A 23,822-nucleotide genomic window follows, 5' to 3' on the forward strand; every position below is an offset into this window, starting at 1 on the left:
AAGCCCGGCAATGACGCTTTGGTTGGCATCATGGCAGCGCCCGCTCCATCAGACCCCTGACGTCGTCGTGTGACAGATCGGCCGCGCCGTACATGCTGGCGTGATTCCCGGCAAGCCGGGTAGCCGCGAACAATTCCGCGTGACGTGGCGAAACCTGGTTGAGCGCCGCTGCGGCGGCCAACAACGCAAGCTTTTCCACCGCCAGCCGCGCCACGCGCTCGGAGTCGGGCCTTCGGAAGGTCGCCGCGATGAAAGCCGCCGCATCGCCGGCGCCAGCCAGGCCCGCGGTTTCCAGGGCGAGATTTTGCAGGATCGCCGCGGCCGCCTCGACCTCGCGCGACAACGCGCGCAGCACGTCCAGGCACATCACATTGCCCGAGCCTTCCCAGATCGCATTGACGGGCGACTCGCGATAGTGGCGCGCCAAAATGCCCTCCTCGACATAACCGTTGCCGCCGAGACACTCCATCGCCTCGTACAGAAATCCCGGCGCGCTCTTGCAGACCCAGTATTTGATCGCGGGGGTCAGCAACCGCATATAGGCCGCCTCGGCCTGATCGAGCGGCGCGCGGTCGAACGAACGGCACAGCCGCATCACAAGCGCAATCGAGGCCTCGACATGCAATGCCATGTCCGCGAGCACGGTCTGCATCAGCGGCTGGTCGGCGAGGTGTTTCTGGAACACGCTGCGATGCCTGGCGTGATGCAGCGCATGGGCCAAGCCCGACCGCATCAGGCCGGCGGAAGCAATCGCGCAATCCTGCCGCGTCAACTGCACCATCTGGATGATGGTGCGGATGCCCTTGCCCTCATCGCCGACGCGCGTCGCATGGGCGTCGACGAATTCGACCTCGGAAGAGGCGTTGGAGCGGTTGCCGAGCTTGTCCTTCAGCCGCTGGAACTGGATCGCATTGACCGATCCATCCGGCTTGAAGCGCGGCATGAAGAAACAGGTCAGCCCTTCGTCGGCCTGCGCCAGCACCAGGAACGCGTCGCACATCGGCGCCGACATGAACCATTTATGGCCGGTGATGCGATAGTCGTCGCCGTCGCGCTCCGCGCGGGTCTTGTTGGAGCGCACGTCGGTGCCGCCCTGCTTCTCGGTCATGCCCATGCCGAGCGTCATGCCGCGTTTTGCCGACCATGGCGCGAAGGTCGGATCATAGGCGCGCGTGCCGATGACGGGCATGGTCTTCGCGAGCAAATCGGGCTGCGCAGCGAGCGCCGCCACCGAGGCCCGCGTCATGGTGATCGGACACAAATGCCCGGTCTCGACCCCTGCCGCCATATAGAATTTCGCGGCCCGCACGACTTCGGCCGCGCCTCCGGCCGGTTGGCCCAGCGCGTTCCAAGTCGAATTGTGCACCCCGGCATGCGCGCTGCGCGCCATCAATTCGTGATAGGCTGGGTGAAACTCGACTTCGTCGCGGCGGTTGCCCCTGGAATCGAACGTCCGCAGTTTTGGCGTGTTCTCGTTGGCGAGCCGGCCCCGCTCCGCCATGACGGCCGAACCCCAGTGCTGCCCGAACTCGGACAATTCCGCATGCGCGGAGACCCCGCCGTTGGCCGCGACCGCGTCTGATAACGGGCGGTCCAGCGCGAACAGATCGACATCGACAAACGGCGGCGCCTGGTTGAACACCTCGTGGGTCGCGAATGAAACCTTCGTCATGGCCGTTCCTGACTGAAGACGTGATCTTGCAACAACGGAAGTAGGCTATCTCATCCGCGGACTTATCGGGAAATCATACGCGGGGCCGCCTGCGCCCGGCAGCGAAAAATGCCACCATTCCTTGGCATAATTTACAAAACCTTGCCTCGCCATTGCAGCAACCAGCAGATTTCGCCATCGGCGCTGGTCTTTCGTGACGGACCGGGCCGCGGTATGCGCCTTGAGGTCGGAACAATCATAGCCGGTGCCCATATCGACGCTGGCTTCGGGCGCGCGGGCGGCCGCGGGCGCGGTGCAATCGGCGTAAGCCTTGTTGGGATCGAAGGCGCGGGAATTGTCGGCCTTCAGATCGACCAGGGTAAGGTCCACCGCGGCGCCGGTGGAATGGCCGGAGTGCTCGGCGATATAGCCGAGCCGGAACAGATCCTTCTTGGAGAATGCCGGATTATAGCGCCGCTCGGCCGGCGTCTCCTGGCCATTCCGGGCCCACACCACCATATCGTGCACCGCGCGCTCGGGGCGGTAACAATCCAGCACCTTCAAGGACAGGTTTTGGGAGCCAAGTTCCGCCTGGACGCGCTTCAACCTCAGTCCGACGTCACGCTTCACCACGCACTCGGCCGCACCATAGCCTTCGAGCGGCCGGCCGACGAAGTTATTCGCCCCGGCGTAGCGGATGTCCTGACGAATCGTCGGATCGAGGTCGCGGAGGTACACGAAACCGCCGGGCAAGGTCTGCGCGCCCGTCGGCGCTGCGAGCGCCATCGCCGTGAGCAGGACCGCTGCAAGCCATTTCAAACTGCGCATGCCGGATGGTTGGCGATCCAATCGCGGCGACTTTGCGGCGCGCCCGTTTACCGTGCTCCCGACATCTCAGGGGATAACTCGTTGAGCCCCTATTCGCGCTTGCCCCCCGTTGTATCTCTGCCTATAGCTCTCGTTTTAATGACCCCTGCATCGAAATCGACCTTCGTCCTCGGTCACCGGCATCTGCTGGGAATCGAGGGCCTTTCGGCTGCCGATATCACCGGCCTGCTCGACCTCTCCGAGGAATATGTCGAGCTCAACCGCCAGGTCGACAAGAAGCGCACCTCCCTGCGCGGCCGCACCCAGGTCAATCTGTTCTTCGAGGCCTCGACCCGCACCCAGTCCTCATTCGAGTTGGCGGGCAAGCGGCTCGGCGCCGATGTCATGAACATGTCGGTGTCGTCGTCCTCGATCCGGAAGGGCGAGACGCTGATGGACACCGCCGTCACGCTGAACGCTATGCACCCCGATATCCTGGTGGTCAGGCACCATGCGTCCGGCGCCGTGGAACTGTTGGCGCGCAAGGTTGACGGCTCCGTCGTCAACGCCGGCGACGGCGCCCACGAACATCCGACCCAAGCGCTGCTCGATGCGCTGACCATCCGCCGCAACAAGGGCCGTCTCGAGGGATTGGTGATCGCGATCTGCGGTGACGTCATGCATTCGCGCGTGGCGCGTTCCAATATCCTGCTGCTCAATACCATGGGTGCGCGCGTCCGCGTGGTCGCGCCCTCCACGCTGCTGCCGCGCGGTATCGAGCGGATGGGGGTCGAGGTGGCCCGCGACATGCGCGAGGGACTGAACGGCGCCGATATCGTGATGATGCTGCGGCTGCAGCGCGAACGCATGAACGGCTCGTTCGTGCCGTCGAGCCAGGAATACTTTCACTACTTCGGCCTCGACCAGAAGAAATTGGCCTATGCCAAGCCCGACGCGCTGGTGATGCATCCCGGTCCGATGAATCGCGGCGTGGAAATCGACTCGATTGTGGCCGACGGCGCGCAATCGCTGATCCGCGAACAGGTGGAAATGGGAGTGGCGGTGCGGATGGCGGTGCTCGAAGCGCTCGCCCGCAACCTGCCCAACGCGTGAAATCATGCTGACCGATCGCCGCCCCATCCTGCTCGCCAACGCCCGCGTGGTGGATCCCTCGCGCGATTTCGACGGCCCCGGCGACGTCCTGATCGCCGACGGGGTGATCCGCGACTCCAGGCGCGGCATCGGCGCCGCCGGCGTGCCCGAAGGTACCGACATCATCAATTGCGCCGGCAAGATCGTCGCCCCCGGGCTGATCGACATGCGTGCCTTTGTCGGCGAGCCCGGCGCCAGCCATCGCGAAACCTTTGCGTCCGCAAGCCAGGCGGCGGCGACCGGCGGCATCACCACCATCATCTGCCAGCCCGATACGTCGCCGGTCATCGACAATTCCGCGACGGTGGATTTCATCCTGCGGCGGGCCCGCGACACCGCGATCGTCAACATCCACCCGATGGCGGCGCTGACAAAAGGCATGCTCGGCCTGGAGATGACCGAGATCGGCCTGTTGAAGGCCGCGGGCGCGGTGGCCTTCACCGACGCCGACAAGAGCGTCACCAACGCGCAGGTGATGCGGAGGGCGCTGACCTATGCGCGGGATTTCGACGCGCTGATCGTGCATCACACCGAAGACCCCCATCTGGTCGGCGAAGGCGTGATGAACGAGGGCGAATTCGCCACGCGGTTGGGACTGGTCGGCATTCCCAATGCCGCCGAAGCCGTGATGCTGGAGCGCGACATGCGCCTGGTCGCGCTGACCGGCGGCCGCTATCATGCGGGATCGCTGAGCTGCATCGAGTCCCTGGAAATCCTCAAGCGCGCCCGCGAAGCCGGCCTGGAGGTCTCGGCGTCGGTCTCGATCAACCATCTGACGCTGAATGAGAACGACATCGGCCCCTACCGCACCTTCCTGAAACTGTCGCCGCCGCTGCGCACCGAAGACGACCGTCTCGCGCTGGTGGCGGCCGTGGCCTCCGGCCTGATCGACGTGATCATGTCCGACCACAATCCGCAGGACGTCGAGGTCAAGCGGCTGCCGTTCGCGGAAGCCGCCGCCGGCGCCATCGGACTCGAGACCATGCTGCCGGCAGCGCTTCGGCTGATCCATAACGGCGAGACCGATTTCAGGACGCTGATCCGCGCGATGTCGACCCGCCCGGCCGAGCTGTTGGGCCTGCCCGGCGGATCGTTGCGCGCGGGCTCCCCGGCCGACGTGATCGTGATCGATACCGACACGCCCTGGATATTGGACCCCGGCGATCTCAAATCACAATGCAAGAACACGCCGTTCGACGAGGCGAGATTTTCGGGCCGCGTCGTGCGTACCATCATCGGCGGACGCACCGTCTATGAGCATGTCTAAAGCGTTTCCAGGCGAAAGCCTGCCCCGTAAGCGATCCGGGGTGGACACCGCGTCAAGAGAACGCATTAAGAAGAAACTCTGATGCGCGCCAAATTCAGCGGCGCGGGGGGGAGCGGAGATGTCAGCTAGTGCATGGCTGCCGGTGGCATTCGTCCTCGGCTATTTGTTCGGCTCGATTCCCTTCGGGCTGATCCTGACAAGATTGGCGGGGACGCAGGACCTGCGCTCGATCGGCTCCGGCAATATCGGTGCCACCAACGTGCTGCGCACCGGGCGCAAGGGGCTGGCCGCGGCGACCCTGCTGCTCGACATGCTTAAGGGCACCGCCGCCGTCATTATCGCAGGCTTCTACGCCGGCCCCAACGCCGCGATGCTGGCGGCACTCGGCGCCTTTCTCGGCCACCTGTTTCCGGTGTGGCTGAAGTTCAGGGGTGGCAAGGGCGTCGCGGTCTATATCGGTGTGCTGATCGGCCTGTTCTGGCCGGCTGCGGTGGTGTTTTGCGTGCTGTGGCTCGCCACCGCCGTGACCTCGCGCTACTCCTCGCTCTCTGCGCTGGTGGCAAGCTTCGTCACGCCGATCTTTCTGTGGTGGTTCGGCCACCCCGCCCTCGCCTCACTGTTCGCCGTGCTGACGCTGTTGTTGTTCTACATGCACCGCGAAAACATCAGGCGATTGCAGACCGGGACCGAGGGGCGGATCGGGGCGAAGTGAGAGCGAGGACGCTTTATTTCGTCAAGGCCGGGCATGACGCGGAAAGGTCCTCCGCCCACGTTTAAGCCCCCTTCCCCGCGCCCTCAGGTTGATCCATGCTGAGGAAACCCATGGACACTCGATCGCCAACCACAACACACCTGACAGACGCCCAGCGCATCGACTGGCTGCGGCTGATCCGTTCCGACCATGTCGGGCCGCGCACGTTCCGGTCCCTGGTCAATCATTTCGGCAGCGCGCGCACCGCGCTGGAGCGGCTACCGGATCTCTCCCGGCGCGGCGGCGCTTCGCGCCCGGCACGGATCTGCAGCGAGGAAGAGGCGCGCGCGGAGCTTGCCGCCAGCGAGAGACTCGGCGTCCACTTGGTCTCGCCCGGTGAGGATGGTTATCCGCCACGGCTGGCCGTGCTCGACGATGCGCCGCCCTTGCTCGGCGTGCGCGGCCTGCGTGATGCGCTGATGCGGCCGATGATCGCGATCGTCGGCTCGCGCAACGCCTCAGGCGCCGGGCTGAAATTTGCAGGGCAACTGGCGCGCGATCTCAGCGACGCCGGTTTTGTCATCGTCTCGGGACTGGCGCGCGGCATCGATCAAGCGGCCCATCGCGCCAGCATCAATGGCGGCACGGTGGCGATGCATGGCCGGCGGCCATGACAAGGTCTATCCGCCCGAGCACGAGGATTTGTTGACAGCGATCATCGCCACCGGGGCTGCAATTTCCGAAATGCCGCTCGGGCACGTGCCGCGCGCCCGCGATTTTCCGCGGCGCAACCGACTGATCTCGGGCGCGGCGCTCGGCGTCGTCGTGGTGGAGGCCGCCCTTCGCTCGGGATCGCTGATCACCGCGCGGATGGCCGCCGAACAGGGCCGCGAGGTGTTCGCGGTGCCGGGCTCGCCGCTCGATCCGCGCGCCGCCGGCACCAACGACCTGATCAAGCAGGGCGCCACGCTGATCACGGAAGCTTCCGAAATCATCCAGGCCGTCGAACCGATCATGGGCCGGCCGCTCGAGCTGCGCGAGCCGGACGAGGATCCGCTGGCTTCCGAACCCGACACCAGCGAGCGCGCGCGCATCATCGGATTGCTGGGCCCGACCCCGGTTCTGCTCGACGACCTCATCCGGATGGCAGAAGCTTCACCGGCGGTCGTGCGCACCGTGTTGCTCGAGCTTGAACTTGCCGGCCGGCTCGAGCGCCACGGCGGCGGGCTGGTGTCGCTGATCTAGCGAATATGCTGTTCAGCCGGCCTCGTTGCGCCGGTCGAACCGAGCGCGCGCGTCTTCGATTTCGGTCTGATGCTCCCTCGCCCACATGCCCAGCGCTTCCACCGGCTGCCACAACCCGCGTCCGAGATCGGTCAGTTCGTAGTCGACCCGCGGCGGAATCGTCGGGAACACGGTGCGCGTGACCAAGCCGTCGCGCTCCAATCCGCGCAGCGTCAGGGTCAACATTCGCTGCGAGATGCCGCCGACCATGCGCTTGATCTCGTTGAAACGCCGCGGTCCGTTGCCGAGCAGCATGATCACGAACACGCTCCATTTGTCGCCGACCCGGGCCAGGATTGACGCCACGCCGCGGCAGTCGCTGCCGAGGTGCGCGTTGGGCGGCAGGACAGGCACATTGGTGTGCTCAGGTTTCACCGGTGTACTCGGGTTTCAAAAATGTGCGTTCTTGCGCGGCTTGCGGACGGTCACTCATATAGCGCTAGTTACAAACTTATACCAAGGGTGACCTATATGAAACTGCTTCACATCGATTCCAGCGTGCTCGGCCCCCATTCCGTCAGCCGCCAAGTTTCCGCTGCCATCGTCGATCGCCTGCGCAAAGCCACGCCCGACCTCGATATCGTCTATCGCGACCTGAGTTCGACGCCGCTGGCGCATCTATCGGGTTCGCATCTCGCCGCCGCGCAAGGGGCTGCGGGCGACACAGCCCTGCAGCAGGACCTCGCCGCCGGTCAGGCCGTGCTGGAGGAGTTTTTGGCGGCCAATATCGTGGTGTTGGGAGCGCCCATGTACAATTTCACGATCCCGAGCCAGTTCAAGGCCTGGATCGACCGCATTTTGGTGGCGGGCAAGACCTTCAAGTACGGCGCGCAAGGCGCGGAAGGATTGGCGGGCAACAAGCGCGTGATCGTTGCGATCTCGCGTGGTGGATTCTACGGTGCCGGGACGCCGGCGGCCGTCGGCGAACACCTCGAAACCTATCTGCGCTGGGTGTTCGGCTTTATTGGCGTTGCCAACCCCGAATTCATTTCCGCGGACGGAATCCAGATCGGACCGGAACAGCGCGAGAAGGCGCTCGCCAGCGCCCTGCAAGCCGCAACCGATCTCTACGCAGCGTAAATCATAAAGAGATGCAACCCGCTGTCGTCGAACTACGACAGCGGGTTGATGTCGCTAGCGCAAGACACCAACAGCGATCAATACCAGACGCCCTGAACACCCGTGACCACCGCGATCAGGAACGCCAGCAGGCCGATTCCACTAAACAGCAGGATTGGGTCTAGCGGGATCCTGCCCGATTTTCTGGTGGAAGCCGACGTCGTCGCTGACATCGGTGCGAATAGCTGAACGGCTCTGGGCATATCATGCTCTCCAACGTGGCGTTCGAAATCCCGGCCCACCGAGTTGTCTCGCTTGATACGACGAAGGTTCAATACATCCGGTGAGTTCCCGCAAATGCCTGTCGTGATGGAACCGATCAGCACAACCGCGACGCGATTCTTCTTCAGATTGTGCCAACGCCAATGATGACTTCTCGAAGTTCCGGCTATCCACGATAGATCGGCACGCCCGCAGGGAACCCGTCGCATCGCCATCGACGAAGATATCGGCAGCCTGCATGTTCGAAGCGTCGTCTTCTGCGTCGGGCAATCATGAAAGATTGCGCTTGCCGCGGAGCCGGATGCGTTCCTCGGCTTCCATTTGCGTCATCTCGAGCAGACGGGCGAGCATGACAAGCCTGTGCCGCCGCGCCAGCCCGGCCAGGGCCGCGACGGTCTCTGCAATGAAGATAGCGGCCTCATCGGGCCCGCCATCACCGGGCGGCTCGTCGTTTGCCGCGCCCCCAACTTTGCCCGAGGATGCACGCCTCCTCCGGTCCCCTGTCTTGGTCAAGATACATCCATTGCCGTGTATTTTTCCAAGATACCGCCTCCGAGAGCGCAACTCTAGGGCGTATTTCACAACTTTTTAGATAGTGACGGGGAGCCGTCAATCGTGCTTTCAACATCTGTCGATTTGACAGAGGCCTCCTCTGCACCCATGTTCGGATCGAAACGGCCGACGCGAGTCTCGCGGAACCGGCCTTTATTTTTCCCGTAAGCCATTGGAATGACATGAATATCGTCATTGTCGAGTCGCCGGCGAAAGCCAAGACGATCAACAAATATTTGGGGGCCTCCTACGAGGTTCTGGCCTCGTTCGGCCACGTCCGCGACCTCCCGGCCAAGAACGGATCGGTCGATCCCGAGGCCAACTTCCAGATGATCTGGGAGATCGACCCCAAGGCGGCCGGCCGGCTCAATGACATCGCCAAGGCGCTCAAGGGGGCCGACAAGCTGATTCTGGCGACCGACCCCGATCGCGAGGGCGAGGCGATCTCGTGGCACGTGCTCGAGGTGCTGAAGGAGAAGCACGCGATCAAGGACCACACTATCGAGCGCGTGGTGTTCAACGCCATCACCAAGCAGGCGGTGACGGACGCGATGAAGCATCCGCGCCAGATCGATGGCGCGCTGGTGGATGCCTATATGGCGCGCCGCGCGCTGGATTATCTGGTCGGCTTCACGCTCTCGCCGGTCTTGTGGCGCAAATTGCCCGGCGCGCGCTCCGCCGGAAGGGTGCAGTCGGTGGCGCTGCGGCTGGTCTGCGACCGCGAACTCGAAATCGAGAAATTCGTGCCGCGCGAGTACTGGTCGCTGGTGGCGACACTGGCGACCACGCGCGGCGAGACGTTCGAAGCCCGGCTGGTCGGCGCCGACGGCAAGAAGATCCAGCGGCTTGATATCGGCACCGGCGCCGAAGCAGAGGATTTCAAGAAGGCGATCGAGGCCGCCAACTTCACGGTGACGACGGTTGAAGCCAAGCCGGCGCGGCGCAATCCGCAGGCCCCCTTCACCACCTCGACGCTGCAGCAGGAAGCCAGCCGCAAGCTCGGCTTTGCCCCCGCCCACACCATGCGGATCGCGCAGCGGCTCTATGAGGGTATCGATATCGGCGGCGAGACCACCGGCCTCATTACCTATATGCGGACCGACGGCGTGCAGATCGACGGCTCCGCGATCACGCAGGCACGCAAGGTGATCGGCGAGGATTACGGCAACGCCTATGTGCCCGAGGCGCCGCGCCAGTACCAGACCAAGGCCAAGAACGCCCAGGAAGCCCACGAAGCCATCCGCCCCACCGATCTGTCGCGGCGGCCCGCCGACATGCGCCGGCGGCTCGATACCGACCAGGCCAGGCTTTATGAACTGATCTGGATCCGCACCATCGCGAGCCAGATGGAATCGGCCGAGCTGGAACGCACCACCGTCGACATCGCGGCGAAGGCAGGCTCCCGCCTGCTGGAACTGCGCGCCACCGGCCAGGTGATCAAATTCGACGGCTTTCTCGCGCTCTATCAGGAAGGCCGTGACGACGACGGCGACGATGAGGACAGCCGCCGCCTCCCCGCCATGAGCGAAGGCGAAGCGCTAAAGCGGCAGGAGCTTGCGGTCACCCAGCATTTCACCGAACCGCCGCCGCGGTTTTCCGAAGCTTCGCTGGTCAAACGCATGGAGGAGCTCGGCATCGGCCGTCCCTCCACCTATGCCTCGATCCTGCAGGTCCTGAAGGATCGAGGCTACGTCAGGCTCGAGAAAAAGCGCTTGCATGGCGAGGACAAGGGCCGCGTCGTGGTCGCATTCCTGGAAAACTTCTTCGCGCGCTACGTCGAATACGATTTCACCGCAGCACTGGAAGAACAGCTCGACCGCATCTCCAACAACGAGATTTCCTGGCAGCAGGTGCTGAAGGATTTCTGGGGCGACTTCATCGGCGCGGTCAACGAGATCAAGGATCTCAGGGTGACCCAGGTGCTAGATGCGCTCGACGACATGCTGGGGCCGCACATCTATGCGCCGCGCGCGGATGGCGGCGATCCCCGGCAATGCCCGACCTGCGGCACCGGCAAGCTGAACCTCAAGGCCGGAAAATTCGGCGCGTTCGTCGGCTGCACCAATTATCCGGAATGCCGCTACACCCGGCCATTGGCGGCCGACAGCGAAGCCAGCGCCGATCGCATCCTGGGCAAGGATCCCCAGACCGATCGCGACGTCACCGTGAAGGCCGGACGGTTCGGGCCTTACATCCAGCTTGGCGAGCAAAAGGATTATGCCGAAGGCGAAAAGCCGAAGCGCGCCGGCATTCCCAAGAACATTTCGCCGTCCGATATCGAGCTCGATCTGGCGCTGAAGCTATTGTCGCTGCCGCGTGAAATCGGCAAGCATCCCGAAACCGGCGAGCCGATCACCGCGGGGCTGGGCCGCTTTGGCCCGTTCGTGCGCCATGAGAAGACCTATGCCAGCCTCGAAGCCGGCGATGAGGTATTCGACATCGGGCTGAACCGCGCGGTGACGCTGATCGCCGAGAAGATCGCAAAGGGCCCCAGCGGCCGCCGCTTCGGCGCCGATCCCGGCAAGCCATTGGGCGATCATCCGACGCTCGGCGGCGTCGCGGTCAAGAGCGGACGCTACGGCGCCTATGTCACGGCCGGTGGCGTCAACGCCACGATCCCCAGCGACAAGACCCAGGACACCATCACGCTCGAAGAAGCGATCGCGCTGATCGACGAGCGCGTGGCGAAGGGCGGCGGCAAGCCCAAGCGCGGCGCCAAAAAAGCCAAAGTGGCAAAGCCCGCCAAGGCGGAGGCAGATGCGAAGGCACCAAATCCGGCCAAGAAGGTCGCCGCGAAGAAATCCGCGGCAAAGCCGAAGTCGGAAGCCGTCAGCAAGGCGCGTGCGCCGGTGACGGCCAAGACCTCGCCGTCGAAGGCCGCAAAACCCGTCGCCAAGAAGAGCGCCGGCAAGGCAAGCGGATAGCGTGGCAAAGCAACGCGACAAGGGTTTTCCAGAGCGGGACGCCATCGTCGCCTTCATCCGCGCGCAGCCGGGAGAAGTCGGAACCCGAGAGATCGCGCGGCAATTCGGCCTCAAAAATGCCGACCGCGCCGCGCTGAAACAGATCCTGCGCGAACTCGCCGACGAAGGCGTCGTCCAAAAGCGCGGCAAGACGATCCGCGAGCCGGCTGCCCTGCCGGCAACCGTGATGGCCGACGTCACCGGCCGCGACAGCGACGGCGAGTTGATCGCAACGCCAGCCGAATGGGACGAGGTGGAAAGCGGCGAACCGCCGAAAATCCGCATTCATGTTCCACGGCGGCCAGTGCCGGGCACCGCAGCAGGCGTCGGCGACCGCGCGCTGCTGCGTGTCGAGAAGCTCGAAGAGCGCGACCGCGAAGGTACGATCTATCGCGGACGGATCATCAAGGTCGTCGATCATGCCAAGACCCGCGTGCTCGGAATCTTCCGCGCCCTTCCCGGCGGCGGCGGGCGCCTGATCCCGGTCGACAAGAAGCAGGCTGGCCGCGAATTGAACATCGCCAAGGCCGACACCAATAGCGCCGAGGATGGCGATCTCGTCAGCGTCGATCTCGTGCGTTCGCGCGGCTATGGCCTTGCCTCCGGCAAGGTCAAGGAGCGGCTGGGATCGCTGGCTTCCGAAAAGGCGGTCAGCCTGATCGCCATTCATTCCCACGAAATCCCGCAGGCATTTTCGCCGGCCGCCCTGCGCGAGGCCGAGGAAGCAAGGCCCGCGACGCTGAAGGGCCGCGAGGACTGGCGCGACCTTCCGCTGGTCACCATCGATCCGCCCGACGCCAAGGACCACGACGACGCGGTTCACGCCGAACCCGATGCTGATCCGAACAACAAGGGCGGCTACATCGTCAATGTCGCGATCGCCGACGTCGCGTTCTATGTGCGGCCGGGGTCGGCGCTCGACCGCGACGCGCTGACGCGCGGCAATTCGGTTTATTTTCCCGACCGCGTGGTGCCGATGCTGCCGGAACGCATCTCGAATGATCTCTGCTCGCTGGTGCCGGGCGAGCCGCGCGGCGCGCTGGCGGTGCGGATGGTGATCGGCAATGACGGCCGCAAGCGCTCGCACAGTTTTCACCGCATCCTGATGCGCTCGGCGGCGAAGCTGAATTACGCGCAGGCGCAGGCGGCGATCGATGGACGGCCGGATGATACGACAGGCCCCCTGCTCGATCCGATCCTCAAACCGCTCTACGACGCCTACGCCGTCGTCAAGCGCGCGCGCGACGAGCGCGATCCGCTCGATCTCGACATTCCCGAGCGCAAGATCCTGCTTAAATCCGACGGTACGGTGGATCGCGTCGTTGTCCCGGAGCGGCTCGACGCGCACAAGCTTATCGAAGAATTTATGATCCTGGCCAACGTCGCCGCGGCCGAAATGCTTGAAAAGAAGTCGCTGCCGCTTATCTACCGGGTGCACGATGAACCGACGCTTGAGAAGGTTCATAATCTTCAGGAATTCCTGAAAACCCTCGATCTGCCGTTCGCCAAAAGTGGCGCGCTGCGCCCCTCTTTATTCAATCGCGTGCTGGCGCAGGTCAGGGGACACGATTCCGAACCGCTGGTGAATGAAGTGGTGTTGCGCTCACAGGCCCAGGCCGAATATTCAGCGGAGAATTACGGCCATTTCGGCCTGAACCTGCGGCGCTATGCGCATTTCACCTCGCCTATCAGGCGATATGCAGACCTGATCGTGCACCGCGCGCTGATCCGTGGTCTCGGCCTCGGCGAAGGCGCGCTGCCCGAAACCGAGACGGTGGAAACGCTGACCGAGGTTGCCGCGCAGATTTCCGTCACCGAACGCCGCGCCATGAAAGCGGAGCGTGAAACCGCCGACCGCCTGATCGCGCATTTTCTCGCCGACCGGATCGGCGCCACCTTTCAGGGCCGCATCTCCGGCGTCACCCGCGCCGGGCTTTTCGTCAAGCTCAGCGATACCGGCGCCGACGGGCTGATCCCGATCCGCACGCTCGGGACCGAATACTTCAACTATGACGAAACGCGTCATGCGTTGGTCGGCTCGCGCAGCGGTGCCATGCACCGGTTGGGGGACGTCGTCGACGTTCGTCTGGTAGAAGCAGCTCCTGTCGCGGGCGCTTTGCGGTTTGAACTGTTGTCGGAAGGCAGCGTCGCTCCGCGCGGACGCAAGCGGCCGGATGCTTCCAGGCCGCAGGCCAAAGCCCATCCGGGACGCAGCCCGCGCAAGAAGGATCGCAAGCCGGATAAAGCCAGATCCGGCAAATCGAAGAAAGGCAAGTCATGGAAACCGTGAGCGCGCACCCAATCGTCTGGAGCCGGGATACCGGGGCAACCGAGAAGCGCGATGTGTGGACTGCGCTGAAGCGCGGATTCCGCGGCCGCTGCCCCCGCTGCGGCGAAGGCAAGCTGTTCCGCGCCTTCCTCAAGGTCGATGATCACTGTTCGGTCTGCAAACTCGATTTCACGCCGCATCGCGCCGACGATCTGCCGGCCTATCTGGTCATCGTCATCGTCGGCCATATCGTGGTGCCGCTGGCGCTGTTCATCGAGACCAATTATTCGCCCCCGGTGGCGCTGCAACTGGCGATCTATCTGCCGCTGACCTTGTTTGCCTCGTTGGCGCTGCTGCAGCCGGTGAAGGGCGCGGTGGTCGGGATGCAATGGGCGCTGCGGATGCACGGATTTGACGAACTGAACCCGGAGCCCTAGAGCGATCGCACCAACAAAAAAGTAAATGGGCGGCGGCGCGCGATGAGCGAAACCGGGAATACGCAGAAGGAAGCCGACCATTTCCCCTATCGCCGCCCGGTCGACGCCGCCACGCTGATCCTGGTCGATCGCGCCAGCGCCGTGCCGAAGGTCCTGGTCGGCAGACGCCACGACAAGGTGGTGTTCATGCCCGGCAAATTCGTGTTTCCCGGCGGCCGCGTCGACAGCACCGACAACCGCGTGCCGGTGGCGGCGCCGATTCCGAAGGCGCTTGAAGCGAACCTGCTGAAGGGAAGCCCGAAGATCACGCCCTCGCGCGCACGCGCCCTGGCAGTCGCCGCGATCCGCGAGGCCTGCGAGGAGACCGGCCTCTGTCTTGGACGCAGGGGCAACGGCGCGGCGCCCGCACTTGAGGGGCCGTGGAAGCCGTTCGCCGAGGCTGGGCTGTTGCCCGACCCGTCCGGGCTGTTCCTGATCGCGCGCGCGATCACCCCTCCCGGCCGCGTGCGGCGCTTCGACACCCGGTTCTTCACCGCCGACGCCTCCGCCATTGCCCATCGCGTCGAGGGCGTCATCCATACCGATGCCGAACTGGTCGAACTGGTCTGGGTCGAGATCGGATCGAAGCCGCTCGCCGACCTGCATCCCATGACCAAAAACGTGCTGAACGAGCTGGAAAAACGCCTCGCCACCGGGGCGCTGCGCCACGACGCAGACGTGCCGTTTTTCCATTTCTACGGCGGCAAGATGCAGAAGGACGTCTTGGGGGCGTAGCTTCCGCTCTCGCACGTCATTGCGAAGCGCAAACAGGTCGCGCGAATGCGCGCCCGATGACAGGCTCCGCGTCGAACCCGGAATCTCAAGATTCCGGGTTCGCTCATTTCATTCGCGCCCCGGAATGACGGCCGTGTCGGCAGCTTGCCTAAAAACAAAATAATCTTCTGCTTGTCGCACAATGGCGCGACCGGGCGTCATGCCTATCTCTCCCCTAACCACAACCAGCACGGACATGGGGCAATGACAAAACGGCAACTCAAGCTCGGCGCCTTCATGCGGCCGGTCAGCATTCACACCGGCGCGTGGCGCTATCCCGGTGCATGGCCGGACGCCAATTTCAATTTCGACCATATCAAGCAGCTGATCCGAAAGCTCGAGGCCGGCAAATTCGACGCCTTCTTCATGGCCGACCATCTGGCCGTGCTGAACATGCCGATCGATGCGCTCAAGCGCAGCCACACCGTGACCTCGTTCGAGCCGTTCACGCTGTTGTCGGCGCTGTCGGCGGTCACCGAACGCATCGGACTGATCGCCACCGGCTCGACCACTTTTGACGAGCCCTATCATGTCGCCCGCCGCTTTGCTTCGCTTGATCACATCTCGGGCGGCCGCGCCGGGTGGAACATCGTCACCACGTCAAATCCGGACGCGGCGCTGAATTTCGGCCTCGAAGAGCATATGGAACACGCCGAGCGCTACAAGCGGGCGCGCGAATTCTATGATGTGGTGACGGGCCTGTGGGACTCCTTCGCCGACGACGCTTTTGCCAGAGACGTCGAGGCGGGCCTCTATTTCAATCCCGCCAGGATGCACGTGCTCAATCACAAGGGGAAGTACTTCTCGGTGCGCGGTCCGCTCAACATCGCCCGCCCGGTACAGGGTTGGCCGGTGATCGTCCAGGCCGGGGCGTCCGACGACGGCCGGCAGCTAGCAGCGGAAACCGCCGAGGCAGTGTTCACCGGCGGCGGCAGCCTCGGCGACGGGCAAAAGCTTTACGCCGATATCAAGGGCCGCATGGACAGGCTTGGCCGCGACCGCGAAAGCCTGAAGATTCTGCCCGGCGCCTTTGTCGTGGTTGGCGACAGCCTCGAGGAGGCAAAGGCGAAACGCGCCCTGCTCGACAGCAGGGTGCATTACGACAGCGCCATCGCGTCGCTCTCGGTGATGCTGGGGACTGATACCTCCGGCTTCGACCCCGATGGCCAGCTGCCGCCGATCCCCGAGACCAACGCCTCCAAAAGTGGCCGCCAGCGCCTCGTCGACCTCGCCGCGCGCGACAAGCTCACCGTGCGCCAGCTCGCGCAGCGCGTCGGCGGCTATGGCGGGCTGTCGTTTGTCGGCACACCCCGGATCATCGCCGACCAGATGGAAGAATGGCTGACCAGCTTTGGCTGCGACGGTTTCAATATCATGTTCCCGTTCCTGCCCGCCGGCCTCGACGATTTCGTCGACAAAGTGGTGCCGGAGCTGCAGGGACGCGGGATTTTCCGGAAGGAATATGAGGGCCGCACGCTGCGGGAGAATCTCGGCCTGCCGCGGCCGAAAAACCGGTTCTTTGAGGGTTAATCGCAGGAATCCGGGATCAATTCGGTCCCGAAATCCTTGACTTTGGGCGGATCGAGGCTAGGTTGCGCGGCGAATGCGCCCCCTGATGGGCCGGCGTCCGATTCCAGACATCAAGGGTTTTGCACATGGCCAAAGCGGTCACCATCAAGGTCAAGCTCGTTTCCTCGGCGGACACCGGCTTTTATTACGTCGCCAAGAAGAATTCGCGCACCATGACCGACAAGCTGGTCAAGAAGAAGTACGATCCCGTCGCGCGCAAGCACGTCGAATTCCGCGAGTCCAAGATCAAGTAAGCTTCACAGACGCTGCCGGCGATTTGAGCGGGGCCTTTTGGGCCCCGTTTTTGATTCGGTCGTGGTTCAATTGCCGTCGACGGCAACGGCGATTTGCTGCAGATCAATGCGAAAGAGGGGCACCGGACTAATCTGCACAATACTTTGTGGAGATAATCCATGTTCAAAATTTCGCTTCTGGTATGGATCGTGCTGGGAACCGCGCTGGCGGGCGCCGCGGTGATCGCGGTCCTCGCCTTCCCGGGCCTCGCCGATCAGGCGATGAAGAATATCCCGCGCGCGGTCCTGATCGGCTTCACCCTCGCGATGCCGCTGTCATATCTGGTTGCCAGAAAAATCGGCACTTCACCCGCTCGATAATTCTCAGATACCGCAGTGCTTGTCTAACTGGCCCGCACCAAAGGCGGCTCGCTCGGGCGTACCAGCGCGAACGCCACCTGGATGATTCCCGCCGCAAGACCCACTGCGACGCCGATCCGCCAGGCCAAGGCATACGAGCCGAGCGCGTCATAAATCAGCCCGCCGCCATAGGCCCCGAGGAAACTGCCGAGCTGGTGGCTCATGAAGGCGAGCCCCTGGATCATCGCCTGCCATTTCAGCCCGAACATCTCGGCAACCGCGCCCGCCACCAGCGGCCCGACGCCGAGCCAGAGGAATCCCATGACCGCGCCGAACAGCAGCGTGGTCGCCGGTGACGGCGGCAGCATGAAGTACCAGCCGAGCGCCAGCGACCGAAAGATGTAGATGCCGCCCAGCAGCGCCAGCTTGTTCCAGCGGCCGCCGGCCCAGCCGAAGAACAGACTGCCCAGCACGTTGAAGCCGCCGATCACGCCCAGTGTCTGCGCGCTCAGCATCGGATCCATGCCGCAGAGCGCGAGATAGGACGGCAGATGCGTGGTGATGAAGACGAGCTGCATGCCGCAGACGAAATACGCTGCTGTCATCACCACGAACGAGGGGTTGCCGAACGCTACTTTCACCGCCACCGCGGCCGAGCTATTGCCGATCTCGTCGGCCGCCGGTCGCGGCAGCGGAATCCGGTCGACCTTGCCGGCGAACCAGGCCGCTGGCAGCAGCGCCAGCGACAGGATGACAAAGCCGGCAAGGCCGGTTCGCCAGCCGTAATCCTGATTGAGGATCTGCCCCATCGGCGCCGCCATCAGCGCGCCGAGCGATCCCGCTGCCGAAACCATCCCCAGCACGATGCTGCGCACGGCCGCAGGGACCGCACGCGCGGCCACCGACATCGCGATAGCCGCGGCAGTACATGCCAGCGACATCCCGATCAGCACGCCCGCTCCCAGCATGACGCTGAGAAACCCTTGCGCGCCGGCCATCAGCGACAGGCCGGCAATATACAGAAGCGCACCGGCCAGCATGATCGCGCGAAAGCCGTAGCGCACGGTGAACGCGCCGGCGAGCGGCTGCAGGAATCCCCAGGCCAGATTCTGCACGGCGATAGCCAGCGTGAAATCGGAAACCGATATGCCGACGTCATGGGTCAAAGGCTGCAGAAAGATGCCGAGCGATTGGCGCAAGCCCATGCTCAGGCTGAGCATCAGCGAAGCACCGATCAGGATGGGGAGCGTGGGACGGAGCAGCCGCAGCAGGGACATGTTCTTGTTCTTTCTTGTCGATCGCGGCCCCGCAAAGACCGCGCATGTCGAATCGGCATTATTACACCGACCTGTGTAATGAATACGTCCGCAGGCGATATTGTCAAGATTGGCGCGGCGCGATTTCTGACACAGCCGCCGGCTGTCTCAAATGCCATATTTCCCTCATTTCAAGACACGAGGCTGAGGCCGCTGAAAAGATCGGGGGATCGACATGGCTTCGTCGTCCGTGCATGGGGGACGCACGGCGTGGGCTCGCAGTTCTGGAAGATGCGGCTTAAGGGACGACGCCTTGGAACGCCGGCAAGGTCAGGCGGCGTTCGCCACCACGCGGTTACGGCCGTCATGCTTGGCGCGGTAGAGCGCGGTATCGGCGCGCTTGAGCACGTCAGCAACAGCCTCGCCCTTGCGTTCAAGGGTCGTCAGGCCGATCGAGATCGTGACCTCGATGCGTTTTGTACCCTTGTTGACCGCAAACGGCTCGCCGGCGATCGAACGCCGCAACCGTTCCGCCACCATGCCCGCGACGTGCAAGTCGGTTTCCGGCATCACAATGACAAATTCCTCGCCGCCATAGCGGCAGGCGAGATCGATGCCGCGGATCGACTTGCGAACCCGCACCGCGAATTCGCGCAACACATCGTCGCCGGCGTCGTGGCCGTAATTATCGTTGATCGATTTGAAGAAATCGATGTCGAGCATCATCAGCGCCAGCGGCTTGCCGCGGCTCGAGGCTTGCTCGGCGAGCGTGCCCAGATGGCTCTCCATGTAGCGGCGGTTATGCAGGCCGGTCAGCGCATCGGTGATCGCCATCTCGATGGAGTTCTGCACATTGTCGCGCAGATGGTCGGTATAGCGTCGTTTTCGAATCTGGGTACGCGCGCGGGCGAGCAACTCGTTCTTGTCGACCGGGCGCAGCAGATAGTCATTGACGCCGATCTCGAGGCCGCGGAGCAACCGCGTGTTGTTGTCGGCGTCGGCGATGGCGAGGATGGGCACGTGCCGGGTCCGCTCCAGCGAGCGCGCCTGGCTGCAGAGCCGCAGGCCGTCGAAATTATCAAGGCCGAGCGAGACGATCAGCAGATCGTAATCGCCGTCGGCGGCGTGAAACAGCGCTTCCGAAGGATTGGTCTCGACATCGACGGTATGCTCGGTGCTGAGCACCGGCGCCAGCCGCTCATAGGACGAGGGCCGGTCGTCGACCAAGAGGATGCGACCGCCCTTCCCGGTGTCGGCCACGGCGCTGCGCTCGGGCGCCTGCACGCCGATCTCAAGCGAGGTGATGGCGCGCATGCGCAGCTCATCGGTCATCATCTTCAGCCGTGTCAGCGAACGCACCCGCGCGATCAGCACGACGTCGGACACCGGCTTGGTCAGGAAATCGTCGGCGCCGGCTTCGAGCCCGCGGACGCGATCGGCCGGGCTGTCCAGCGCCGTCACCATCACCACCGGAATGAAATGCGTCGCCGGATTGGACTTCAGGCGCCGGCAAACCTCAAAACCGTCGAGGTCAGGCATCATGACGTCGAGCAGAATGATGTCGCATTCGGCACGCGCGCAGACCGCCAGCGCCTCCGCACCGTTGGACGCGGTCAGGACATCGAAATACTCGGCCGAAAGCCGCGCTTCCAACAGCTTGACGTTGGCGGGGACGTCGTCGACGACCAGAATGCGCGCGGACATCTTACTCTCCCTATCCGATGAACCGTCGGACGGTTTCAATAAACTTGCCGACCGAGATCGGCTTGGACAGATACGCCTCGCAGCCGCCTTCGCGGATGCGCTCCTCGTCGCCCTTCATCGCGAATGCGGTGACCGCGACGACCGGAATCGAACGCAACTCCGGGTCATCCTTGATCCACCGCGTCACTTCGAGACCGGAGACCTGGGGAAGCTGGATATCCATCAGGACGAGATCGGGGCGAAGCTTGCGCACAAGATCGAGCGCCTCGAAACCGTTGCTGGTGCCGGAAGTCTGATAGCCATGCGCCTCGAGCAGATCGCGAAAGAGCTTCATATTGAGCTCGTTGTCCTCCACGATCAGGACGGTTTTTGCCATCCCGCCCCTCCAATCCCCGCGATACAGGCCCGGCAGGCGGTGCACGGACGCCGCCGCCAAGGGTGCCAAAAAGTGAAATCAAACTAGCGCCAGATTCGCTCTAACCCGTTAAGCCCGAGTGCGATCTTTATGCGAAGTGGTTTCCACTTGCTTGAACACGTTGCGCAGACTCGGGCATGATCGTTCCAAAATAGAGACCATAAGTTACGGAAAGGCAAACACACCAGTTGAGAAAACCCACTCAGAACCCCCGGGAAGTAGCTGAAATCGTTGCAATTCAGGCGCTTTCCTTTGTCGCCGGCGACGCCGAGCGCCTGGGCCTGTTCCTGGCCGAAAGCGGGATCGGCCCGGAGACCCTGCGAACCGCCGCCGCCGATCCGCAGTTTCTCGCAAGCGTGCTCGATTTCGTGATGCGCGATGACGCGACCGTGAAAGCGTTCGCCGCCGCCTCGCAGCTTCACCCCACCAACATTGCCGCGGCTCGCCAGGCGCTGAACGATCCCCAATGGGAGCGCGACGTACCGTGACGCCGGTGCGGCGAGTTTGAAGTTCTCGTCAGACTCGCGGTAACCTCATTGCAGGAACTTCCAACTCGCCGCACCGGCAAGAATATTGTTCGCTGGCGCTGGCGTTGATTTCGAGGTTCGCAAAAGGTGGCGGGTCGAATGGGTGCGAACTTCGAAATCGGAGCACCGTCCGCGCCAGCATCGATGCAGGGGCCGATCTGCTTCTGCCGGGACTGCCTCGGTGACCAGGACAACGCCGCCGGGCGATGCGGCGAATGCGGCTCGCCTCGCCTCGTTCGTCACCCCGCGTTGCCGTCGCTCACCCTCGCCCACATCGATTGCGACGCGTTCTACGCGACCGTGGAAAAGCGCGACAACCCGGAGCTCGCCGACAAGCCCGTCATCATCGGCGGCGGCAAGCGTGGCGTGGTCTCCGCGGCGTGCTACATCTCCCGCACCTTCGGCGTCCGCTCGGCCATGCCGATGTTCAAAGCCTTGGCGCTGTGCCCCGCTGCGATCGTGATTTCGCCCGACATGGCCAAATATGTCAGGGTCGGCCGCGAGGTGCGCCGCGCGATGCAGGCGCTGACGCCGCTGGTCGAACCGCTTTCGATCGACGAGGCGTTCCTGGATCTCGGCGGCACCCAGCGCGTTCATGGCATGATCCCGGCCAAGGTACTGGCGCGTTTCGCCCGCGAGGTCGAACGCGATATCGGCATCACGGTTTCCGTCGGTCTGTCCTGCAACAAGTTTCTCGCCAAGATCGCGTCCGACATGGACAAGCCACGCGGCTTTGCCGCGCTCGACCAGGATGAGGCGCGTGCGATGCTGGCGGACAAGCCGGTCGGTTTCATCTTCGGCGTCGGGCCTGCGACCCAGGAACGGCTGATCCAGCGCGGCTTTCGCACCATCGCCGATCTGCAGCGTGCCGACGAGAGCGAACTGATGAAGCAGTTCGCCGCGGAGGGCCGCAGGTTGTGGCGGCTGGCGCGCGGCATCGACGATCGTCGCGTGGTGCCCGATCGCGGCGCCAAAACCATTTCCAACGAGACCACCTTCGAGAACGACATCCGCGATTTTGCGACCCTCGAAAAGACGCTGTGGCGGCTCTCGGAGAAGGTGTCGTCGCGGCTCAAGAGCAGCGAATTGGCGGGATCGACCATCACGCTGAAGCTGAAGTCCGCCGATTTCCGGCAGCGCACCCGCTCGCAATCGATCCATGCTCCCACCCAGCTGGCGGCGAAGATTTTCGCGATATCCAGGGAAATGCTGGCGAAGGAGATCGACGGCACCGCGTTCCGCCTGATGGGCGCCGGTGTCAGCGCGCTTCGCCCGGGTTCGCAGGCCCACGACACCGACATGCTGGATCGCCGCTCGGCGGACGCCGAACGCGCGATCGACGGTCTGCGCAAGAAATTCGGCGAGGCCGCCGTGATCAGGGGCATCGCCTATGAAGGGCCGGAGAAGCCGGACTGACATGGTCGGCAGCGGGCCGACGGCTCCCCGTCATTGCGAGCCAACGGGTCGCGCGAATGCCTCGCGTTGCTCCTCGCAATGACGGCGCGGGGCTGGCGCCGTCACTTACACGGCTTGGAATCCTTGACGTCCAACTTTCCCAGGGCGCCGGAAATCACAAAGTCATTGTAGTCGAGCACCAGCGCCCGCGAGACACCGTTCTCGAACAGCTCGAACGACATCGCATAGACCGGCGTCTGCTCGCCGTCATTGGCCTTCGCGTCGCGATCGTAATAGCTGACCGTGACCGGCCACCGCGTCATCGATTTCATGACGCCACTTTCGGTGGAAGGGTCCGGTACTGCGATGGTCCGGTCTCCCGGTATCGGCTGCCCGATCACGGAAAGGGTGTTGTAGACCTTTTCGCCGTTGTCCGAGCCGTCGTAGACCGACAGCTCGAGCACCGATTTTCCGTCCTTCGCCGCGGCGATGATGCGCTGGATCTGTTCGGTCGGAAACACCGTCGAGCCGTCGAGCGTGAACGTCTTGGTTTGGGGCTGCTTCAATTTGACCGTGATGTGATCGCCGGTCCGCTCCGCCACTCCATCGACCGGGCTTGAGTCGGTGTCGTTCATGCGCGAATCGATCTTGAATCGATAACTTTTGCCTTGGCCGTCTTCCCACGACGTCGAGCGCAGATCGCTCAGCGTCACCTTGCCCTCGCCGCTGTCCATCTCGGACACCTGCCTGAATTCGGAAGTGTAGCCTTCGCAGGCGTTGCCGGAGAAATCATAGAGAATGCGTCCCCGCGCGCTGTTGATCGAATTGGAACCACGCGACTTCAGCAGGTTGAGCTCGTAGAGCGCCTGATGCGGGAGAAACGCGCCGCTTGCCGCGGCGTCGGCCTTACCGGCGGCAACCCCGGTTGCCATCGCGACCACGGCAACCGTCCGCGCCAGTGATCCGACATCACGGGGCAAAATCCGGAATGAGCGAGCCATGTTTTTTCCTCAGGCCAGATCATGATCCGGTTGGATTGAACCGGATCACGATCTCATCTCTTTGTTTGAGCACGATCTTTTCGGAAAACCGGTTCCCACCTTTTCGGATCATGCTCTGGGTTTCGTCACATTATT

At 63.7% G+C, this 23,822-nt stretch carries 22 protein-coding genes and 1 pseudogene; 14 read left to right on the forward strand and 9 right to left on the reverse strand.

Annotated elements, in window-relative coordinates; all coding sequences use genetic code 11:
• Nucleotides 1-28: 28 nt before the first annotated feature.
• Together E8A46_RS02725 and E8A46_RS02730 are read right to left on the reverse strand one after the other, a co-directional pair.
• Entirely contained in the window at nt 29-1,672 is a 1,644-nt protein-coding gene (locus E8A46_RS02725; RefSeq protein ID WP_291557093.1) for an acyl-CoA dehydrogenase family protein, read from the reverse strand.
• Nucleotides 1,673-1,717: 45 nt separating this feature from the next.
• Nucleotides 1,718-2,479, reverse strand: coding sequence for a M15 family metallopeptidase (locus tag E8A46_RS02730; protein ID WP_291557096.1), 762 nt, complete (start codon nt 2,477-2,479; stop codon nt 1,718-1,720).
• A 138-nt stretch (nt 2,480-2,617) separates the two neighbouring features.
• Between E8A46_RS02730 and E8A46_RS02735 the strand changes: the two genes are divergently transcribed.
• From E8A46_RS02735 to dprA, 4 genes and pseudogenes are all read left to right on the forward strand, one after another.
• Nucleotides 2,618-3,571, forward strand: a complete 954-nt coding sequence (locus E8A46_RS02735; RefSeq protein WP_291557099.1) for an aspartate carbamoyltransferase catalytic subunit — start codon at nt 2,618-2,620, stop codon at nt 3,569-3,571.
• Between the two features lie 4 nt (nt 3,572-3,575).
• Entirely contained in the window at nt 3,576-4,877 is a 1,302-nt protein-coding gene (locus E8A46_RS02740; protein WP_291557102.1) for a dihydroorotase, read from the forward strand.
• 118 nt (nt 4,878-4,995) lie between these two features.
• Nucleotides 4,996-5,589 (forward strand): glycerol-3-phosphate 1-O-acyltransferase PlsY, encoded by a 594-nt coding sequence (gene plsY, locus E8A46_RS02745; protein WP_291557105.1) that lies wholly within the window; start codon nt 4,996-4,998, stop codon nt 5,587-5,589.
• Nucleotides 5,590-5,699: 110 nt separating this feature from the next.
• Nucleotides 5,700-6,813: pseudogene (dprA, locus tag E8A46_RS02750) on the forward strand (DNA-processing protein DprA).
• Nucleotides 6,814-6,825: 12 nt separating this feature from the next.
• Here dprA and E8A46_RS02755 read toward each other — a convergent pair.
• Nucleotides 6,826-7,227, reverse strand: a complete 402-nt coding sequence (locus tag E8A46_RS02755; RefSeq protein ID WP_291557109.1) for a helix-turn-helix domain-containing protein — start codon at nt 7,225-7,227, stop codon at nt 6,826-6,828.
• A gap of 96 nt (nt 7,228-7,323) precedes the next feature.
• Between E8A46_RS02755 and E8A46_RS02760 the strand changes: the two genes are divergently transcribed.
• Entirely contained in the window at nt 7,324-7,932 is a 609-nt protein-coding gene (locus E8A46_RS02760; protein WP_291557113.1) for an FMN-dependent NADH-azoreductase, read from the forward strand.
• 77 nt (nt 7,933-8,009) lie between these two features.
• Here E8A46_RS02760 and E8A46_RS02765 read toward each other — a convergent pair whose 3' ends face one another.
• Together E8A46_RS02765 and E8A46_RS02770 are read right to left on the reverse strand one after the other, a co-directional pair.
• Entirely contained in the window at nt 8,010-8,174 is a 165-nt protein-coding gene (locus E8A46_RS02765; RefSeq protein ID WP_291557115.1) for a hypothetical protein, read from the reverse strand.
• A 289-nt stretch (nt 8,175-8,463) separates the two neighbouring features.
• Nucleotides 8,464-8,706 carry a hypothetical protein gene (locus E8A46_RS02770; RefSeq protein ID WP_291557118.1) on the reverse strand — a complete coding sequence of 81 codons (243 nt, stop codon included), beginning with the start codon at nt 8,704-8,706 and terminating at the stop codon, nt 8,464-8,466.
• A 221-nt stretch (nt 8,707-8,927) separates the two neighbouring features.
• Between E8A46_RS02770 and topA the strand changes: the two genes are divergently transcribed.
• The 7 genes from topA (at nt 8,928) to E8A46_RS02805 (ending at nt 17,410) form a co-directional block, all read left to right on the forward strand.
• The gene (gene topA, locus E8A46_RS02775) at nt 8,928-11,669 is read left to right on the forward strand and encodes a type I DNA topoisomerase (protein WP_291557121.1); all 2,742 of its coding nucleotides are present in this window, start codon (nt 8,928-8,930) and stop codon (nt 11,667-11,669) included.
• Nucleotides 11,670-11,712: 43 nt separating this feature from the next.
• Nucleotides 11,713-13,998 carry a ribonuclease R gene (gene rnr / locus E8A46_RS02780; protein WP_291557259.1) on the forward strand — a complete coding sequence of 762 codons (2,286 nt, stop codon included), beginning with the start codon at nt 11,713-11,715 and terminating at the stop codon, nt 13,996-13,998.
• Entirely contained in the window at nt 13,986-14,414 is a 429-nt protein-coding gene (locus E8A46_RS02785; protein WP_291557124.1) for a DUF983 domain-containing protein, read from the forward strand. Before rnr ends, E8A46_RS02785 begins: the two co-directional genes overlap by 13 nt.
• A 42-nt stretch (nt 14,415-14,456) precedes the next feature.
• Nucleotides 14,457-15,188, forward strand: a complete 732-nt coding sequence (locus E8A46_RS02790) for an NUDIX hydrolase (RefSeq protein WP_291557127.1) — start codon at nt 14,457-14,459, stop codon at nt 15,186-15,188.
• 243 nt (nt 15,189-15,431) lie between these two features.
• On the forward strand, nt 15,432-16,757 hold the full coding sequence (locus E8A46_RS02795) for an LLM class flavin-dependent oxidoreductase (protein ID WP_291557130.1): 1,326 nt from the start codon (nt 15,432-15,434) through the stop codon (nt 16,755-16,757).
• A gap of 125 nt (nt 16,758-16,882) precedes the next feature.
• Entirely contained in the window at nt 16,883-17,050 is a 168-nt protein-coding gene (gene rpmG / locus E8A46_RS02800; RefSeq protein WP_045008041.1) for a 50S ribosomal protein L33, read from the forward strand.
• A 159-nt stretch (nt 17,051-17,209) separates the two neighbouring features.
• Nucleotides 17,210-17,410, forward strand: a complete 201-nt coding sequence (locus tag E8A46_RS02805; RefSeq protein WP_291557152.1) for a hypothetical protein — start codon at nt 17,210-17,212, stop codon at nt 17,408-17,410.
• Between the two features lie 23 nt (nt 17,411-17,433).
• Here the strand turns inward: E8A46_RS02805 and E8A46_RS02810 are convergent, their stop codons facing one another.
• The 3 genes from E8A46_RS02810 to E8A46_RS02820 all read right to left on the reverse strand — a co-directional run bounded on the left by E8A46_RS02810 (nt 17,434) and on the right by E8A46_RS02820 (nt 20,725).
• Nucleotides 17,434-18,666 (reverse strand): MFS transporter, encoded by a 1,233-nt coding sequence (locus E8A46_RS02810; RefSeq protein ID WP_291557155.1) that lies wholly within the window; start codon nt 18,664-18,666, stop codon nt 17,434-17,436.
• 309 nt (nt 18,667-18,975) lie between these two features.
• On the reverse strand, nt 18,976-20,349 hold the full coding sequence (locus tag E8A46_RS02815; protein WP_291557158.1) for a PleD family two-component system response regulator: 1,374 nt from the start codon (nt 20,347-20,349) through the stop codon (nt 18,976-18,978).
• A gap of 10 nt (nt 20,350-20,359) precedes the next feature.
• On the reverse strand, nt 20,360-20,725 hold the full coding sequence (locus tag E8A46_RS02820; RefSeq protein ID WP_213742084.1) for a response regulator: 366 nt from the start codon (nt 20,723-20,725) through the stop codon (nt 20,360-20,362).
• Between the two features lie 227 nt (nt 20,726-20,952).
• On the opposite strand from E8A46_RS02820, the gene E8A46_RS02825 reads away from it, so the two are divergent.
• Nucleotides 20,953-21,252, forward strand: a complete 300-nt coding sequence (locus tag E8A46_RS02825) for a DUF3572 domain-containing protein (RefSeq protein ID WP_291557165.1) — start codon at nt 20,953-20,955, stop codon at nt 21,250-21,252.
• Nucleotides 21,253-21,390: 138 nt separating this feature from the next.
• Nucleotides 21,391-22,707, forward strand: coding sequence for a DNA polymerase IV (locus tag E8A46_RS02830; protein ID WP_291557168.1), 1,317 nt, complete (start codon nt 21,391-21,393; stop codon nt 22,705-22,707).
• Between the two features lie 101 nt (nt 22,708-22,808).
• Here E8A46_RS02830 and E8A46_RS02835 read toward each other — a convergent pair whose 3' ends face one another.
• Nucleotides 22,809-23,687 carry a cell envelope integrity EipB family protein gene (locus E8A46_RS02835; RefSeq protein WP_291557171.1) on the reverse strand — a complete coding sequence of 293 codons (879 nt, stop codon included), beginning with the start codon at nt 23,685-23,687 and terminating at the stop codon, nt 22,809-22,811.
• Between the last annotated feature and the right edge of the window lie 135 nt (nt 23,688-23,822).

The sequence above is a fragment of the Bradyrhizobium sp. genome, from assembly GCF_004799445.1.
Classification (GTDB): Bacteria; Pseudomonadota; Alphaproteobacteria; order Rhizobiales; family Xanthobacteraceae; genus Bradyrhizobium.